13 protein-coding genes are annotated in these 15,729 nt (G+C 66.3%); 4 read left to right on the top strand and 9 right to left on the bottom strand.

Annotation, left to right across the window (positions count from 1 at the left end; genetic code table 11):
• Positions 1 to 208 precede the first annotated feature (208 nt).
• Positions 209 to 1,600, top strand: a complete 1,392-nt coding sequence (locus tag ACMGG8_RS05630) for an L-cystine transporter (RefSeq protein WP_108545057.1) — start codon at positions 209 to 211, stop codon at positions 1,598 to 1,600.
• Positions 1,601 to 1,692: 92 nt separating this feature from the next.
• On the opposite strand, the gene ACMGG8_RS05625 is transcribed toward ACMGG8_RS05630, so the two are convergent.
• Positions 1,693 to 2,205, bottom strand: a complete 513-nt coding sequence (locus tag ACMGG8_RS05625) for a dihydrofolate reductase (protein ID WP_108545056.1) — start codon at positions 2,203 to 2,205, stop codon at positions 1,693 to 1,695.
• 97 nt (positions 2,206 to 2,302) lie between these two features.
• Here ACMGG8_RS05625 and ACMGG8_RS05620 point away from each other — a divergent pair, with 97 nt between their 5' ends.
• Both ACMGG8_RS05620 and ACMGG8_RS05615 read left to right on the top strand, forming a co-directional pair.
• A complete protein-coding gene (locus tag ACMGG8_RS05620) occupies positions 2,303 to 3,682 on the top strand; it encodes a DUF2868 domain-containing protein (RefSeq protein WP_060844893.1) in 1,380 nt (459 codons plus the stop codon).
• Positions 3,675 to 5,054 carry a GTPase/DUF3482 domain-containing protein gene (locus ACMGG8_RS05615; protein WP_108545054.1) on the top strand — a complete coding sequence of 460 codons (1,380 nt, stop codon included), beginning with the start codon at positions 3,675 to 3,677 and terminating at the stop codon, positions 5,052 to 5,054. The genes ACMGG8_RS05620 and ACMGG8_RS05615 overlap by 8 nt, the downstream gene beginning before the upstream one ends.
• Positions 5,055 to 5,171: 117 nt before the next feature.
• Here the strand turns inward: ACMGG8_RS05615 and ACMGG8_RS05610 are convergent, their stop codons facing one another.
• The 7 genes from ACMGG8_RS05610 to ACMGG8_RS05580 all read right to left on the bottom strand — a co-directional run bounded on the left by ACMGG8_RS05610 (position 5,172) and on the right by ACMGG8_RS05580 (position 14,468).
• The gene (locus ACMGG8_RS05610; RefSeq protein ID WP_060841576.1) at positions 5,172 to 5,723 is read right to left on the bottom strand and encodes a phosphonate degradation HD-domain oxygenase; all 552 of its coding nucleotides are present in this window, start codon (positions 5,721 to 5,723) and stop codon (positions 5,172 to 5,174) included.
• A complete protein-coding gene (locus ACMGG8_RS05605; protein WP_414159287.1) occupies positions 5,723 to 6,856 on the bottom strand; it encodes a TIGR03364 family FAD-dependent oxidoreductase in 1,134 nt (377 codons plus the stop codon). Before ACMGG8_RS05605 ends, ACMGG8_RS05610 begins: the two co-directional genes overlap by 1 nt.
• Before the next feature lie 144 nt (positions 6,857 to 7,000).
• The gene (locus ACMGG8_RS05600; RefSeq protein ID WP_060841578.1) at positions 7,001 to 8,026 is read right to left on the bottom strand and encodes a putative 2-aminoethylphosphonate ABC transporter substrate-binding protein; all 1,026 of its coding nucleotides are present in this window, start codon (positions 8,024 to 8,026) and stop codon (positions 7,001 to 7,003) included.
• 48 nt (positions 8,027 to 8,074) lie between these two features.
• Positions 8,075 to 9,799 (bottom strand): putative 2-aminoethylphosphonate ABC transporter permease subunit, encoded by a 1,725-nt coding sequence (locus ACMGG8_RS05595; protein ID WP_414159286.1) that lies wholly within the window; start codon positions 9,797 to 9,799, stop codon positions 8,075 to 8,077.
• 1 nt (position 9,800) lies between these two features.
• A complete protein-coding gene (locus ACMGG8_RS05590) occupies positions 9,801 to 10,877 on the bottom strand; it encodes a putative 2-aminoethylphosphonate ABC transporter ATP-binding protein (RefSeq protein WP_414159285.1) in 1,077 nt (358 codons plus the stop codon).
• A 235-nt stretch (positions 10,878 to 11,112) separates the two neighbouring features.
• Positions 11,113 to 11,976 carry a LysR family transcriptional regulator gene (locus ACMGG8_RS05585; RefSeq protein ID WP_060842029.1) on the bottom strand — a complete coding sequence of 288 codons (864 nt, stop codon included), beginning with the start codon at positions 11,974 to 11,976 and terminating at the stop codon, positions 11,113 to 11,115.
• 164 nt (positions 11,977 to 12,140) lie between these two features.
• Positions 12,141 to 14,468 (bottom strand): heavy metal translocating P-type ATPase, encoded by a 2,328-nt coding sequence (locus ACMGG8_RS05580; protein ID WP_414159284.1) that lies wholly within the window; start codon positions 14,466 to 14,468, stop codon positions 12,141 to 12,143.
• Positions 14,469 to 14,557: 89 nt separating this feature from the next.
• On the opposite strand from ACMGG8_RS05580, the gene cadR reads away from it, so the two are divergent.
• Complete coding sequence (gene cadR, locus ACMGG8_RS05575; RefSeq protein ID WP_414159283.1) at positions 14,558 to 15,007, top strand: Cd(II)/Pb(II)-responsive transcriptional regulator; 450 nt, start codon at positions 14,558 to 14,560, stop codon at positions 15,005 to 15,007.
• Between the two features lie 15 nt (positions 15,008 to 15,022).
• Here cadR and ACMGG8_RS05570 read toward each other — a convergent pair whose 3' ends face one another.
• A complete protein-coding gene (locus tag ACMGG8_RS05570) occupies positions 15,023 to 15,610 on the bottom strand; it encodes an undecaprenyl-diphosphatase (RefSeq protein ID WP_414159282.1) in 588 nt (195 codons plus the stop codon).
• Positions 15,611 to 15,729: the final 119 nt, after the last annotated feature.

Raw genomic sequence — 15,729 nt, 5'->3', positions numbered from 1 at the left:
CTAACAAATCCCTGTGACAGTTCTCGTCTCCACGCGACCGCTTGCGTCCCGAGAGCGCCAGCCACATGCGCCTGAGCGTCAGCGGCTTATTCCAAAAACGACAGTTGCCATGCGATATCGTTATTAATTCTTTAGATTTCAAGCTGTTAGGCTTTCCGGTTCGCAATCGCCCCGAGCCGCGATTGGCACACGTCTTATCGGAGTCCCAATGAATCTGCCGCTGATCCTCAACCTGCTGGTGTTCCTGGCCCTGCTGCTGGGCCTGGCACAAACCCGCCACACCACCTGGAGCCTGGCCAAGAAGGTCCTGCTGGCCCTGGTGCTGGGCGTGGTCTTCGGCATTGCCCTGCACAGCCTGTACGGTGCCGGCCACCCGGTGCTCAAGGCCTCCATCAGCTGGTTCGACCTGGTGGGCAATGGCTACGTGCAGTTGCTGCAGATGATCGTGATTCCCCTGGTATTCGCCTCGATCCTCAGCGCCGTGGCCCGCCTGCACAACGCCTCGTCCCTGGGCAAGATCAGCTTCCTGACCATCGGCACCCTGCTGTTCACCACCGCCATCGCCGCGCTGGTGGGCATCGGCCTGACCAACCTGTTCGGCCTGAGCGCCGAAGGGCTGGTGGCCGGCACCCAGGAAATGGCTCGCCTGCAAGTGATCCAGAGCGATTACGCGGGCAAGGTCGCCGACCTCAACGTGCCGCAGCTGCTGCTGTCGTTCATCCCGCAGAACCCTTTCGCCGACCTGGCCCGGGCCAAGCCGACCTCGATCATCAGCGTGGTGATCTTCGCCGCCTTCCTCGGTGTGGCCGCGCTCCAGCTGTTCAAGGATGACGCCGACAAAGGGCAGAAAGTGCTCAACGCCATCGACACCCTGCAAGCCTGGGTGATGCGCCTGGTGCGCCTGGTGATGAAGCTGACCCCGTATGGCGTGCTGGCGCTGATGACCAAGGTGGTGGCCGGCTCGAACCTACAGGACATCATCAAGCTCGGCAGTTTCGTGGTGGTGTCCTACCTCGGCCTGGGCCTGATGTTCGTGGTCCACGGCCTGCTGGTGGCCCTGGCCGGGATCAACCCGCTGCGCTTCTTCCGCAAGGTCTGGCCGGTACTGACCTTCGCCTTCACCAGCCGCTCCAGCGCCGCCAGCATTCCCCTGAGCATCGAAGCCCAGACCCGGCGCCTGGGCATTCCCCAGTCCATCGCCAGCTTTGCCGCCTCGTTCGGCGCCACCATCGGCCAGAACGGCTGCGCCGGCCTGTACCCGGCGATGCTGGCGGTGATGGTTGCCCCGACCGTGGGCATCAACCCGCTGGACCCGCTGTGGATCGCCACCCTGGTGGCCATCGTGACCTTGAGTTCCGCCGGCGTGGCGGGCGTGGGCGGCGGCGCGACCTTCGCCGCGCTGATCGTGCTGCCGGCCATGGGCTTGCCGGTGTCACTGGTAGCGCTGCTGATTTCCGTGGAACCGCTGATCGACATGGGCCGCACGGCGCTGAACGTCAGCGGCTCGATGACCGCCGGCGCCATCACCAGCCAGGTGATGCAGCAGACCGACAAGGCGCTGCTGGACGCCGATGAGCATTCGGAGCTGCACCACGTGTAAAAGCAGCTGCAAGCCGCCAGCTACAAGCTGCAAGTAGAAGCCGACGGGCTCTTGCTTGCAGCTTGTAGCTTGAAACTTGCAGCTGCCTGCTGTCATCTTCTCTCCCACACCTCGAAGCTGTACGCCGGCTTGTCCCCTTCCGGCGGATTCGGCACCTCTGACACCCGCTTCCACTGCTGCTCGTCGAATTCCGGAAACCAGGCGTCGCCTTCCGGGCTCAGGGCCACCCGCGTCAAATACAGGCGATCCGCCTGCTCCAGGCCCTGGCTGTAAAGCTGCGCGCCGCCGATCAGCATCAGCTCGCTGGCGCCCTGCTCCAGGGCCCATTCCTCGGCCCGTGCCACGGCGGCCTCCAAAGATGGGTAGACCTCGGCACCTTCGAGCACCAGGCCGGTCTGACGACTGACCACGATGTTCAAGCGCCCGGGCAAGGGCCGGCCGAGGGAATCCCAGGTCTTGCGCCCCATGATGATCGGCTTGCCCAGGGTGGTGGCCTTGAAGAATTTGAAATCCCCCGGCAAATGCCAGGGCATGCTGTTGTCGACGCCGATCACGCGGTTTTGTGCGAGGGCCGCGATCAGGCTGAGAGGGAGAGATTTTTTCATGCCGGCGAGGATACCAGAGGCCCCAAGCCTGGCAACTTCACCCGACCACCGCTGCAGCAGTTATGCTCAGCGCACTTTGTAAGCGATGGAATGACGCGTGACTGCACTGACTCCCCTGCAACGACTGTGGCTGACCGAAACCGTGCGCCTGCGCGAGGAACACGCCGGCCCGCTGGAGGATCAGGAAGCCAATCGCCTGGCCCGCAACCAGGGCGGCGACCTGGCCACCCGCATCCAGAACCGCGCCCTGTGGCTGGCCCAGCGCGACGGCCTGCACAGTGCCCTGCTGCACTGGCTGCAGGGCGCGCGCCTGGCGCTGCTGGCGCTCTCGGTCCTGGCGGTCATCAGCGGCGCCGGTCTGGCCTTCAGCGCCCTGGGCAGCACCCAGCAACCGGTCAATGTGTTCTGGGCCCTGGGCAGTCTGCTGGGCCTGAACCTGATCCTGCTGCTGAGCTGGCTGGCCGGCCTGCTGTTTGCCGGTGAACACGGGGCCGGCCTGGGCCGCCTGTGGCTGTGGCTCAGCGAAAAATTCTCCCGCGATGCCAAGGCCGCGCAGCTGCCGCCGGCACTGCTGCTGTTGCTGCAGCGGCGCAAGCTCAACCGCTGGGCCCTGGGCAGCCTGATCAACGGCCTGTGGTGCCTGGCCCTGTTCAGCGCCGTGGTCATGCTGCTGGTGCTGCTGACCACCCACCGCTACAGCTTCGTCTGGGAAAGCACCCTGCTGGGCAGCGATGCCTTCGTGGCCATTACCAACGCCCTCAGCGCCCTGCCCCGGGGCCTGGGCTTCGGCGCACCGAGCGTGGCGACCATCCAGGCCAGCACCCGGGACGTCTACAACACCGAGCTGATCCGCCAGTCCTGGGCCATCTGGCTGGTGGTGCTGGTGGTGATCTACGGCGTGCTGCCGCGCCTGCTGCTGATGCTGTTCTGCCGCTGGCGCTGGAAACACGGGCAGGCGCGCCTGCAACTGGACCTCAACCTGCCGGGCTACGCCTCACTGCGCGAACGCCTGATGCCCAGCAGCGAACGCCTGGGAGTCAATGACGCGGCCCCCGAGCAGTTGCACCGAGTCGAAGGCGGCGTCAGCGCCGAGGACAGCAGCGGCGCCTTGCTGGTGGCCATCGAGCTGGACGACCAGCGCCCCTGGCCGCCGCAGTTGCCGGACAAGGTCAAGGACGCCGGCATCCTCGACAGCCGCGAATCGCGCAACCGCCTGCTGGAGCAGATGAGCCGCTTCCCCCCGGCGCGCCTGCTGATCGCCTGCGATCCACGGCGCTCGCCGGACCGCGGCAGCCTGGGGCTGATCGCCGAACTGGCGCGCAACGCCAGCGCGACCCGGGTCTGGCTGCTGCAAGCCCCACCCGGCCAGGCGCTGGATGCCGACCGCCTGGGCGACTGGCACAGCGCCCTGCAACAACTGGAACTGCCCTGCGCCGATTGCGCGCCCCTCGACTGGCTGGAGAACGGTCATGACTGATGCTCGCCAAAAACCGCTGAAACTCGCGGTGGTCGGTCACACCAACGTCGGCAAGACCTCGCTGCTGCGCACCCTGACCCGGGACGTGGGTTTTGGCGAAGTCTCCCATCGCCCCAGCACCACCCGACACGTGGAAGGCGCCCGCCTCTCGGTGGATGGCCAGCCCCTGCTGGAGCTCTACGACACCCCCGGCCTGGAAGACGCCATCGCCCTGCTGGATTACCTGGAGCGCCTGGAGCGCCCCGGCGAACGCCTGGACGGCCCGGCCCGACTGGCGCGCTTTCTCGATGGCAGCGAGGCTCGGCAACGTTTCGAGCAGGAGGCCAAGGTCCTGCGCCAACTGCTGGCCTCGGACGCCGGCCTGTATGTGATCGACGCCCGGGAGCCGGTGCTGGCCAAGTACCGGGATGAACTGGAAGTCCTGGCCGGTTGCGGCAAGCCGCTGCTGCCGGTGCTGAATTTCGTCAGCAGCGCCGAGCAGCGCGAAGGCGACTGGCGCGAAGCCCTGGCCCGCCTCGGGCTGCACGCCCTGGTGCGCTTCGACAGCGTGGCGCCGCCGGAAGATGGCGAGCGGCGCCTGTATGAAAGCCTGGCCCTGCTGCTGGAACATGCCCGCCCGGCCCTGCAACGGCTGATCGATGACCAGGAGGCCCAGCGCCTGGCGCGCCAGCACAGCGCCGCGCGGCTGATTGCCGAGTTGCTGGTGGACTGCGCCGCCTGCCGCCGCAGCGTGGCCAGCGATGCTGAGCTGGAGCAACAGGCCATCGGCGAACTGCGCCAGGCCATCCGCCAGCGCGAGCAGCGCTGTGTCGAAGCCCTGCTCAAGCTCTATGCCTTCCGCCCCGAAGACGCTGCCGCCAGCGACCTGCCGCTGCTGGACGGACGCTGGGGCGACGACCTGTTCAACCCGGAAACCCTCAAGCAACTGGGGGTGCGCGTCGGCGGCGGCATTGCCGCGGGCGCGGCGGCCGGTGCCGGGGTCGACCTGCTGGTGGGCGGCCTGACCCTGGGCGCCGCGGCCCTGGCTGGGGCGATTGCCGGTGGCGCGCTGCAGACCGCCCGCAGTTATGGCAGCCGCTTGCTGGGCAAGCTCAAGGGCCAGCGCGAGCTGACCCTGGACGACAGCGTGCTGCGCCTGCTGGCCCTGCGCCAACGGCAGTTGGTCCAGGCGCTGAACCGGCGCGGGCATGCGGCGCTGGATAGCATCCGCCTGGCCACCCCGGAGGATAAGAGCTGGCGCGAGGGCAAGTTGCCGGAAGCCTTGAACAAGGCCCGGGCGCATCCGCAGTGGTCATCGCTCAACCCGCACAAACGCCTGAGCCAGGCCGAGCGCCAGGAGCAGATCGAGGCCCTGGCCCAACATATCCTGTAGCCGCTGCCGAGCCCGCGAGGCTGCGCCAAGGGCCGCAGGACCTTCAACACTCCCCAAAGCGGCGCCTCCTGCGGAGCCGTTCGCAGCCTGCGGCAGCGGCTACAAAAAGCACTCTGCTCAAAGCAGCGCCATGGCCTTGTCCTTGAGCACCTGCAGGTCCATCACCGGCACCCACAGCTCCTTGGCCTGCTCGTCCCAGTGGCGCAGGCGCAGACTCAATGCGTACAAGGGGTCGAGCTCGAAGGCCGCCGCTTCTGCCGCGCTCATCGCCCCGCCCTGGTATTCCAGGGTGCGGCGGCTGGCCTCGCTCAGCCGCTGGTCATACTCGGGTTCCTTGAAGGTCAGGTAGCGCTTGGCCTGGACGTGGTATTCCACCAGCCGCGCCAAACGCTCGCTGAAGCCCGCCCGGCGCAGGTAATCGGCCCCCAGGCGCTCATGGCTGACCACGCCGAAACCACCCATGTTCTCGGCATCCTGCTGGCAGATATGCCCGATATCGTGGAAGAACGCCGCCAGCACCACTTCGTCGTCATGCCCTTCGGCCAGGGCCAGTTGCGCGGCCTGGGACATGTGCTCGATCTGCGACACCGGCTCGCCAATGTAGTCGCAGTCGCCAAAGCGTTCGTACAGGCCGAAAACCTCGTCGATGATCCGTTGCTGTCGATTCATCACGCGTGCTCCAGCAGCCGGGCGATATTGCCCTCGGCCATGGCCGGACCGACGCTCATGCCCACGCCGGTGTGCATCAGCGCCACATGCACCCCGGGCGCGGCTTCCAGGAAGGAGAACGGCCCGGGTCCGCGAGCGCCATACACGCCCTGCCAGCGCTCCACCACCTGGACCTTGCAGCCCAGGGTCTGCTCGGCCAGCTCGATCAGCCAGTTATCCACCTGTTCGGCGTTGAACGGCGATGAATCGCTGCCGTAGTCGTGGGAATCGCCGATGATCAACTCGCCGTAGGGGGTCGGGCTGATCAACAGGTGAATGCCGTGCTCATGCAGGTGTGGCGCCTCGCGCAGGATCTGCGCCTGCACGGCGGCTGCTTCCGGCAGATCGGCGAAGGCGCCGTAGTGCACACAGCTCAGCCCGGTGAGCAAGGCATGTTGCAGGTTGAGGTTGACCTGGGGCCGGGCGCGGAGCATCTGCAGGCGGCAGACCTGCGGTTGCAGGGTGGCGATCGGCTCGGCCAGCAGGGTCTGATAGTCGTGGCCCGAACACAGCACGATCTGCGGCGCATGAAAGTTGCCGGCGGTGCTCTGCAGCCGGCCCGGCTGGATGTCCCGGACCAGGGTCGAGAAGTGGAACTGCACCCCCAGGTCGCGGCGCAGGTAGTCGATCAGCAGCGGCAGCGCCTCGCGGGAATACACTTGCTGGTCGTCCAGGCCGTGCAAGGCCGCCCGATGATGGCGGAACTGGCCGCCATACAGGTCATTCAGGGCCGCGCCCCGGAGCAGTTCGACGCGGTAGCCATGCTCCCGCGCGCGCCCGGCGCAGAAGGCTTCCAGCAACTGCTCCTCGGCTTCGCTGCGGGCGAACAGGTAGGAACCGTTGCGCTTGAGTGACAGGCCCGCCAGCTGCTGCCAGTCGGCCCAGATTTCGCGGCTGGCTCGGGCCAGCTCCAGCATGATCCCCGGCGGCTGACCGGTGACCAGGGCCTGGCCGAAGTTGCGCACCGAGGCGCCCAGGGGCGTGGCGCTGCGCTCGAATACCTGTACCCGCAAACCGCGCTTGGCGGCGGCGTAGGCGTGGGACAGGCCGAGGATGCCGGCGCCGACGATCAGCAGATCGCTGTGATGGGTCATGTTCATGTCTCGTTGTTTGTGGCGAGGGAGCTTGCTCCCGCGGGAGTGCGCAGCACTCCCAGGCAGATACACCGCACGGTCGGGATTCAGGGCCGCTGCGCCGCCCAGCGGGAGCAAGCTCCCTCGCCACAGCAGCCCCTGGCGTTACTGCTTGGCAACCTTTTCCGACTTGCCGTCATAGCGCTTGCGCCATTCGGCGAGGATCTGGTCGCGGTTCTTCGAGGCCCAGGCGAAGTCGTTCTTGATCAGGCGCTGCTCGTAGTCCGCCGGCAGTTCGGTCTGCGGCTTGGCGATGCCCGGCTGGGCCAGCACGGCGAAGTTTTCCTTGTACAGCTCCATGGCCGCGGGGCTGGCGGAGAAGTCGGCGAGCTTCTTCGCCGCCTCTTCATGAGGGGTGCCCTTGATCACCGCCGTGGCTTCGATTTCCCAGCCCAGGCCTTCCTTGGGCAGGACGATGTCCAGCGGCGCGCCCTGGCGCTTGAGCTGCACGGCCGGGTATTCGAAGGAGATGCCGATGGGGAATTCACCGGCGGCGGCCAGCTTGCACGGCTTGGAGCCGGAATGGACGTACTGGCCGATGTTCTGGTGCAGCTCATCCATGTACTGCCAGCCCTGTTTCTCGCCGAAGGTCTGCAACCAGGCGCTGACATCCAGGAAACCGGTACCCGAGGACGCCGGGTTGGGCATGACGATCTTGCCCTTGTACTCGGGCTTGGTCAGGTCCTGCCAGCTCACCGGCTTGCTCAGGCCCTGCTTCTCGGCCTCCACGGTGTTGAAGCAAATGGTCGCGGCCCAGACGTCCATGCCGACCCAGGCCGGCGGGTTGGCGGCGTCGCGGTAGTTCGGGCCGATCTGGCCCAGGTCCTTGGGCGCATAGCTTTGCAGCATGCCCTGCTGGTCGAGGATCGCCAGGCTGGACGCCGCCAGGCCCCAGACCGCGTCCGCTTGCGGCCGGGCTTTTTCCGCCAGCAGCTTGGCGGTGATGATCCCGGTGGAATCACGCACCCATTTGATCTCCACTTCCGGGTTGGCCTTTTCGAAGGCCTGCTTGTAGGTCTTCAGTTGCTCGGCTTCGAGGGCGGTGTAGACCGTCAGCTCGGTTTTCCCGGCAAACGCATTCAGGCTGACAGCAGAGAGGACGGCAGCGGCAAGAGCCAGGGGCTTGAACATGGTGCGGTTCCTTGGTGAGTGCGGATCAGAGGGTGGGTGAACGAGGCATCATTGACCCGGCGCGGTCTGCCGCCAGGCCTGGGAGCGGTGCAGCAAGCCGCGCGAAGCCCAGGCCAGGAGCAGCGAGACGCCGGCCGAGGTGAACAGGATCAGGGTCGACATGGCCGCGGCGCCGCCGACGTTGCCGGCGTCGTCCATGTTCAGCACGGCCACGGCGGCGAGGATGGTGTCCGGGCTGTAGAGGAAGATCGCCGCCGACACCGTGGTCATCGCCGAGACGAACAGGTAGCGCACGATGTCCAGCAGCGCCGGCAGGCAGATCGGCACGGTGACCCGCAGGTAATGCCGGTACAGCGGCGCCTTGAGCGACAGCGCGGCGGCCTCGAACTCGGCATCCAGCTGGCGCAGGGCGGTGGTGGCGGTCATCTGCGCGGTGGTCAGGTAGTGGGCGATGGTGCACACCACCAGCAGGGTCAGGCTGCCGTAGAACACATGCAGCGGGTTGCCGTTGAGGTTGAAGAAAAACACGTAGCCCAGGCCCAGCACCAGGCCGGGCACCGCCATCGGCACGAAGCTGAGCAGACGCAGCGACAGGTTCAGGCCGCGCTGGCCGCGGGTTTTCTCCATCAGGTAGGCACCGGTGAAGATCAGCACACTGCCGATCAGCGCCGTGCACAGGGCCATGCTCAAGCTGTTGCGGTAGGCCAGCCAACCACCACCAGCGGTGTCGTCGAACTGGTAGTGGTTCAGCGACAGCGACAGGTTGTAGGGCCAGAACTTCACCAGGGACGAATACACCGCCATGCCGAACACCAGCAGCAGCGCGGCGCAGATCAGCAGCACGATGGCCAGGTAGCAGGCGTCCCGCAGCCGCGATGGCGCAGGCCGGAACACCTGGGCGCGACCGCTCATGGAATCGCCCTGGCGACGGCGCAGCCAGGCGTCGACGCCGAAGCTCAACAGCGCCGGCAACAGCAGGACCATGCCGATCAAGGCGCCGCGACCGAACTGCTGCTGCCCCACCACTGCCTTGTAGGCTTCCAGGGCCAGCACCTGATAGTCGCCGCCCACCACCACCGGCACGCCGAAGTCGGTGATGGTCAGGGTGAACACCAGGCAGAAGGCGGCGAACACCGCCTGCCGGGTCGCCGGCCAGGTGATGCTGCGAAAGGCCCTGGCGGGACTGGCGCCCATGCTCGATGCGGCGTCGAACAGCCGCGCATCAGCCAGGGACAGGGCCGAGAGCAGGATCATCAGGGCATGGGGAAAGGTGTAGATCACCTCACCGAGGACGATGCCCCAGAAGCCGTAGATGTTCTCGGCGAACAGGCCGCGGAGCAGGCCCTGGTTGCCGAACAGATAGACCAGGGCAATCCCCGGCAGCATCGACGGCGCCATCAGCGGCAACAGCGACAGGCCACGCCACAGGCCCTTGCCGGGAATCAGCGTGCGTTGCAGGGCGTAGGCGAACAGATAAGCCAGGGGCACCACGATGGCGGCGACGCTGAGGGAGACTTTCAGGCTGTTGCCCAGCAACCAGTGGAAGTTGGCGCTGTTCACCAGCTCGCGGGCCGCCAGCCAGCCACCGCCCTGCCCGGCCTCGGAGCTGAAGCCGCGCCAGAAGATCGCCAGCAGCGGCAACAGCACCGATACACCCAGCAGGACCAGGAGCAGAACCTTGCCGCCGACGACAAAGATACGGTCGCCGATCTGGGCACGAGAAGCCTGGCGCGCCCGCTTGGCAGGTAGCGGCAGGGACATGGGCAGGCTCATCTCAGGCAAACACCTGGAGGCTGCGCGGCGGCAAGGCGACCCAGATGTCCCGGGCGCCCAGGCGCGGCATGGCTTCCGGGGCCAGTTCCGCCAGCAGTGCATGCCCCGGCAGCTGATCGAGTTCAAAACTCATGCGGCAGCGGTTGCCGAGGAAGGTGATCTCGCGGACCTTGGCCGGGAACAGGTTTTCCTCATGCACCGGCGGGTTCACGCTGATCGCTTCCGGGCGGCAGAACAGCCGGCCCGAAGCGGCCTTGGCCGAGTCGTCGGCCAAGCGCACATTCATTCCGCCGACCTGGGCATGGCTGTCGCTGTTGCGGCTGAAGGGCAGCCAGTTGCCCTGGCCAACGAACTCGGCGACGAAGGGCGTGGCCGGACGATCGTAGATTTCCTGGGGCGTGGCGTACTGCTCGACCCTGCCGTTGTTCATCACGGCAATGCGGTCGGCCATCAGCATGGCCTCGTCCTGATTGTGGGTGACCATCAGGGTGGTGATGCCCAGGCGCCGTTGCAGTTGGCGCAGCTCGGTGCACAGGTGCTCGCGGACCCGGGCGTCCAGGGCCGACATCGGTTCGTCGAGCAACAGCAACGACGGCGCCGGTGCCAGGGCGCGGGCCAGGGCCACGCGCTGCTGCTGGCCGCCGGACAGCTGGCCGGGGTACTTCTTCTCGCTGCCGCTCAGGCCCACCAGTTCCAGCATTTGCGCCACGCGCTTGCGCACTTCCTCACGGCCGCTACCGGCCAGGCCGTAGGCGATGTTGGCTTCTACCGTGAGATTGGGAAACAGCGCGTAGGACTGGAACAGGATGCCGTAGTCCCGGGCTTGCGGCGCCAGCAGCGAAACGTCCCGATCCCCCAGGTACAACTCGCCCTGGTCCTGGCGCTCCAGGCCGGCGATGCAACGCAGCAACGTGGTCTTGCCACAGCCGGACGGGCCCAGCAGGCACACCATCTCGCCGGCGGCGACGTCCAGGGACACGTTGTCCAATGCGGTGAAGGCACCAAAGCGCTTCTGGACGCCTCGCACCTTCATCGGCGCGCCGGGGTTGCTCAGGGCAGTTGCAGTGGAGTGGTTCATGGATGGACCTCATCAAGCAGATGGGGCCAATCCTAGAGTTGTAATGCGTCGGTCATATGGCAGTAAGGCAAAAACGACCGATAGTGGTATTCGGGGATTTTGGTTCAACCTGCCAGTCATGTGCTGGCTGATCTGACGCCTTCGCGAGCAAGCTCGCTCCTACATTGAAGTGCACTCCCCCCCCTTTAGGAGCGAGCTTGCTCGCGAAGCCATCGGCATGGCCGATGCAGATCCTTCAGGCGGGAGCCATCTCCTGCGCCAATCCGAGAAACGCCGCGGGCAGGCGCGCGTTCTTGCGCTCCTTGAGGCAGTACAGGTATTCGACGATCTGCGGCGCATGCTCGATGGTCAGCACCCGCAGCTGCGGGTCGTGGGGCACTTCCTGGCGGGCAATGATGCTGATGCCGATGTTGCGCAGCACCGCCTCGCGGATCGATTCGCGACTGCCGATTTCCAGCAGCGGGCCACCGCTGACGTTGGCGTCCTTGAGCAGGGCTTCGGTGAGGCTGCGGGTGGTGGAACCCGGCTCGCGCATCAGCAGGGTATGCCCGGCCAGGGCATTGAGGGGCACGTGCTCCAGCGCCGCCAGGGGATGGTCGCGGTGCACCGCCAGCACCAGCGGGTCGCTGCCCAGCACCCGACGGATCAGGCGCGAATCCTCCAGCAACTGTGAGGAGGCCGCCACGTCCACCCGGTAGTCCTCCAGGGCTTCGAGGACTTGCTGGGAATTGCCGATCTCCACCGACACGTCCACCTGGGGCAGGCGCTGGCGGAAGGTTTTCACCAGATCGAGGATGTAGTACGGCGCCGTGGCGGCAATCCGCAAGGTGCCCTGTACCTGGCCGCTGTTACGCAGGAAGAACTCGATGTCGGCTTCTTTCTGCAACAGCTCCTTGACCATCGGCAGCAGGCGCGCGCCCTCGTCGCTCAGGCTCAGGCGCCGACCGCCGCGGTAGAACAGCTCCACCGAGTACTGGCTTTCCAGGTTGCGGATCTGCGTGGTCACGGTCGGCTGACTGAGGCCAAGCTTCTTCGCCGCCAGGGTGATGCTGCCCAGGCGGGCGACCATGTAAAAGGCCTTGAGCTCCGCGCTCAGCATGGCGGCTTGTCGCAGCAGCACGCTTGCAGCGCCAGGCCACAAGCTGGAGCGGGTGGGTATGGGTTCATCACTCTGCTTCTCACCTCAGTTACTTGTTGCTTGCCGCTTGCCGCTTGTCGCTTGTCGCTTGTCGCTTGTCGCTTGTCGCTTGTCGCTAAGGTGCCCTATTTGCGCAGCAGGCGCAGACCGTTGAACACCACCAGCAGGCTGACGCCCATGTCGGCAAACACCGCCATCCACATGGTGGCGAGCCCGGCAAAGGTTACCCCAAGAAAGATCGCCTTGATGACCAGGGCCAGGGCGATATTTTGCTTGAGCACCCGCGAGGTCTGGCGCGACAGGCGGATGAACGCCGGGATCTTGCGCAGATCATCGTCCATCAGGGCGACATCCGCGGTTTCAATCGCGGTGTCGGTGCCGGCCGCGGCCATGGCGAAGCCGATCTCGGCCCGGGCCAGGGCCGGGGCGTCGTTGATGCCGTCGCCGACCATGCCGACCCGGTGGCCCTGGGCATACAGGTCTTCGATGGCTTGCAGCTTGTCGCTGGGCAGCAGGTCGCCCCGGGCCTGGTCGATACCGACCTGGGCGGCGATGGCCTGGGCGGTGTGCGGGTTGTCGCCGGTGAGCATCAGGGTCTTGATCCCCAGCTCGTGCAACTGTCGGATGGCTTCGCGACTGGATTCCTTGACCGTGTCGGCCACCGCGAACAGCGCCAGCGGCCCGTTGCTGTCCAACAGCAGGACCACGGTCTTGCCCTGCTGCTCCAGGGCGAAGAGTTTTTCTTCCAGGGCCGGCGAGCACAGGCCCAGCTCTTCCACCAGGCGGTGGTTGCCCAGGTGATAGAACTGGCCGTTGATTTCACCGCGGACTCCGCGCCCGGCCAGGGCTGCGAAGTTATCCACAGGGTGCATGGCCAGCTGTTTATCCACAGCCGCGCGGGCAATGGCCAGGGACACCGGGTGGTCGGAACGCCCCGCCAGGCTCGCGGCCAGGGCCGGAGCCGTGTCCTGGGCCAGTGGGTCCAGGGCCAGGAAATCGGTCTGCACCGGCTTGCCGTGGGTGATGGTGCCGGTCTTGTCCAGGGCCAGGTAGTCGAGCTTGTAGCCACCTTCCAGGTAGACCCCGCCCTTGACCAGGATGCCCTTGCGCGCCGCCGCTGCCAGGCCGCTGACGATGCTCACCGGAGTGGAGATCACCAGGGCACAGGGGCAGGCCACCACCAGCAGCACCAGGGCGCGGTAGATCCAGTCGAACCAGGCGCCGGCCATGAACAGCGGTGGAATCAGCGCCACGGCCAGGGCGAAGGCGAATACCGCCGGGGTGTAGACCTTCGAGAAGGTATCGACGAAGCGCTGGGTCGGGGCCCGCGCACCCTGGGCCTGTTCCACGGCATGGATGATCCGCGCCAGGGTCGAGTTGTTGGCGGCGGCGCTCACCCGGTATTCCAGGGAGCCGGCCTGGTTGATGGTGCCGGCGAACACCTTGTCGCCCACGGTCTTTTCCACCGGCAGGCTTTCCCCGGTGATCGGCGCCTGATCGATGGTGGAACTGCCGGACACCACCTCGCCGTCCAGACCGACGCGCTCGCCGGGACGGACCCTTATCAATGCCCCCAGTTCGACGCTTTTCGCCTCAATTTCGCGCCAACTGCCGTCGGCCTGCTGCACCGTGACCTGTTCCGGGGTCATCTGCATCAGGCCGCTGATGGCGTTGCGCGCCCGATCCAGGGAGCGGGCCTCGATCAACTCGGCCACGGTGAACAGGAACATCACCATCGCCGCTTCCGGCCACTGGCCGATCAGCACCGCGCCGGTCACCGCGATGCTCATCAGCGCATTGATGTTGAGGTTGCGGTTCTTCAGGGCGATCCAGCCCTTCTTGTAGGTGCCCAGGCCGCCGCTGAGGATCGACACCAGGGCCACCAACGCCACCACCCAATCGGGGGCGGCCTGGGTGAAATGAATGACTTCGGCGGCCAGCGCACCGATCCCGGACAGCGCCAGCGGCCACCAGGCTTTCTTCACCGGCGCGGCGGCAGGCGCGGCTGCGGCGCCCTCCTGCTGCAGGGGCTCGGCGTGCATGCCCAGGGATTTGACCGCCTCGATGATCGGCGCGGTGCTCGGCAGGTCGTGGGTCACCCCCAGCACACGGTTCATCAGGTTGAATTCCAGGGCCTGGACCCCGGCCAGCTTGCCCAGCTTGTTCTGGATCAGGGTCTGCTCGGTGGGGCAGTCCATGGCTTCGATGCGAAAGCTGCTCAAGCGTGCGCCGGCGGTCGGGGTTTCGCTCAGGGTGACCCTGGACGGCGAAGGGACGGCGGAACCGCAGCAGGAAGCGCCATGGGCGGCGTGGTCGTGGGCCTTGACCGGCTGCAGCTTGCCCGTCGGGGCGTGGGCATGGCTGTGATCGTGATCGTGATCGTGATCGTGATCGTGTTCAGCATGGGTGTGCTGGGCGTCGGGCTTGCGCGGGTTGTGAATGGAGTCGCTCATAAGGGGTCGCGTCCGAATAGAGGTGCTTGTTGCCAAGTGAACACCCTGTAGCCACTATAGGGTCAAGCACCCATTCGGAGACGACGGCAATGAAGATTGGCGAACTGGCGAAACTCACCGACTGTCAGGTCGAGACCATCCGTTACTACGAGCGCGAAGGACTGCTGCCGGAACCGGCCCGCAGCGAAGGCAACTACCGCCTCTACACCCAGGCCCACACCGAGCGCCTGACCTTTATCCGCAATTGCCGCAGCCTGGACATGACCCTCGAGGAAATCCGCAGCCTGCTCAACCTGCGCGACAGTCCCCAGGACCAGTGCGCCAGCGTCAACGCCCTGATCGACGAGCATATCCATCACGTCAAGGCGCGCATCGACGGTTTGCTGGCCCTGCAGGAACAACTGCTGGACCTGCGCCAGCGCTGCAGCGAAGGCCCGGACCTGGAGCACTGTGGCATCCTCCAGCGCCTGGAAGTCAGCGGCTCGGTGGCCCCCAACGAAGCCGAACCCTCACATGTCGGCCGCAGCCACGGCCACTGAACCCCGGGCGCGGCCTCAGGCGCCGCGCCACAGGCTGCCGATCAACCGCAGATAAACCCCTTCGAGCATCGTCAGCAGCCGCTGGTCAAGCTGCCGCCAGGCCAGGGCCTGGCGCACCAGCCAGGCACTGAACAGCCCCACCAGGCACCCGCCGAGAATATCGAAGGGGAAATGCACCCCAAGGTAGACCCGGGCCCAGCCCACCAGCAGCGCCAGGCCCAGCATCACCAGCCCGGTCTTGCGCAGGGGCGCGAGGATCAGCGCGAACGCCATGGCGAACATGCCGCTGGCATGATCACTGGGGAAGGACGCGCCGGGCGCGTGGGCAAGGAAGTTCTGCCCCAGGCCGATCATGAACGGCCGTGGATGGAACCACAGCTCACGGATCAGCACATTGCTGGCCAGGGCCAGCACGATGCCGAGGGTCGCAAGCAGCACGATCATGCGCTGGCGGCGCTCACCGAAAACCCAGAGCACCGCCAGCAGCAACGGCACGCTGAGCACCAGCCATTGCGCGAGGAAAACCGCCAGTGTACGCATCGGCATTGACGCCTCGGCACTGGCGTTGATGGCCAGGAACAGGCTTTGATTGAGTTCTTCCATTCGCGGCTCACGTTGAAGTTCACAAGGGCGACGCCCTGTGTCTGGCGGGGTCACTCTTCAGAGCGTAGCTGGCCGCCAGGCACAGTCAGGCCCGGAACGATTCCGGACACAGGACGATA

It is taken from the genome of Pseudomonas sp. BNK-45, from assembly GCF_047456255.1.
Taxonomy (GTDB): Bacteria; Pseudomonadota; Gammaproteobacteria; order Pseudomonadales; family Pseudomonadaceae; genus Aquipseudomonas.
The sequence above is the reverse complement of the archived record's forward strand: the minus strand, read 5'-3'. Positions and strand labels throughout refer to the sequence as shown.

What these genes read in the sequence shown, in the direction of transcription:
- ACMGG8_RS05630 (WP_108545057.1), top strand. Translation starts at nt 209, where the DNA reads ATGAATCTGCCGCTGATCCTCAACCTGCTGGTGTTCCTGGCCCTGCTG.
- ACMGG8_RS05625 (WP_108545056.1), bottom strand. Translation starts at nt 2,205, where the DNA reads ATGAAAAAATCTCTCCCTCTCAGCCTGATCGCGGCCCTCGCACAAAAC.
- ACMGG8_RS05615 (WP_108545054.1), top strand. Translation starts at nt 3,675, where the DNA reads ATGACTGATGCTCGCCAAAAACCGCTGAAACTCGCGGTGGTCGGTCAC.
- ACMGG8_RS05610 (WP_060841576.1), bottom strand. Translation starts at nt 5,723, where the DNA reads ATGAATCGACAGCAACGGATCATCGACGAGGTTTTCGGCCTGTACGAA.
- ACMGG8_RS05605 (WP_414159287.1), bottom strand. Translation starts at nt 6,856, where the DNA reads ATGACCCATCACAGCGATCTGCTGATCGTCGGCGCCGGCATCCTCGGC.
- ACMGG8_RS05600 (WP_060841578.1), bottom strand. Translation starts at nt 8,026, where the DNA reads ATGTTCAAGCCCCTGGCTCTTGCCGCTGCCGTCCTCTCTGCTGTCAGC.
- ACMGG8_RS05595 (WP_414159286.1), bottom strand. Translation starts at nt 9,799, where the DNA reads ATGAGCCTGCCCATGTCCCTGCCGCTACCTGCCAAGCGGGCGCGCCAG.
- ACMGG8_RS05590 (WP_414159285.1), bottom strand. Translation starts at nt 10,877, where the DNA reads ATGAACCACTCCACTGCAACTGCCCTGAGCAACCCCGGCGCGCCGATG.
- ACMGG8_RS05585 (WP_060842029.1), bottom strand. Translation starts at nt 11,976, where the DNA reads ATGCTGAGCGCGGAGCTCAAGGCCTTTTACATGGTCGCCCGCCTGGGC.
- ACMGG8_RS05580 (WP_414159284.1), bottom strand. Translation starts at nt 14,468, where the DNA reads ATGAGCGACTCCATTCACAACCCGCGCAAGCCCGACGCCCAGCACACC.
- cadR (WP_414159283.1), top strand. Translation starts at nt 14,558, where the DNA reads ATGAAGATTGGCGAACTGGCGAAACTCACCGACTGTCAGGTCGAGACC.
- ACMGG8_RS05570 (WP_414159282.1), bottom strand. Translation starts at nt 15,610, where the DNA reads ATGGAAGAACTCAATCAAAGCCTGTTCCTGGCCATCAACGCCAGTGCC.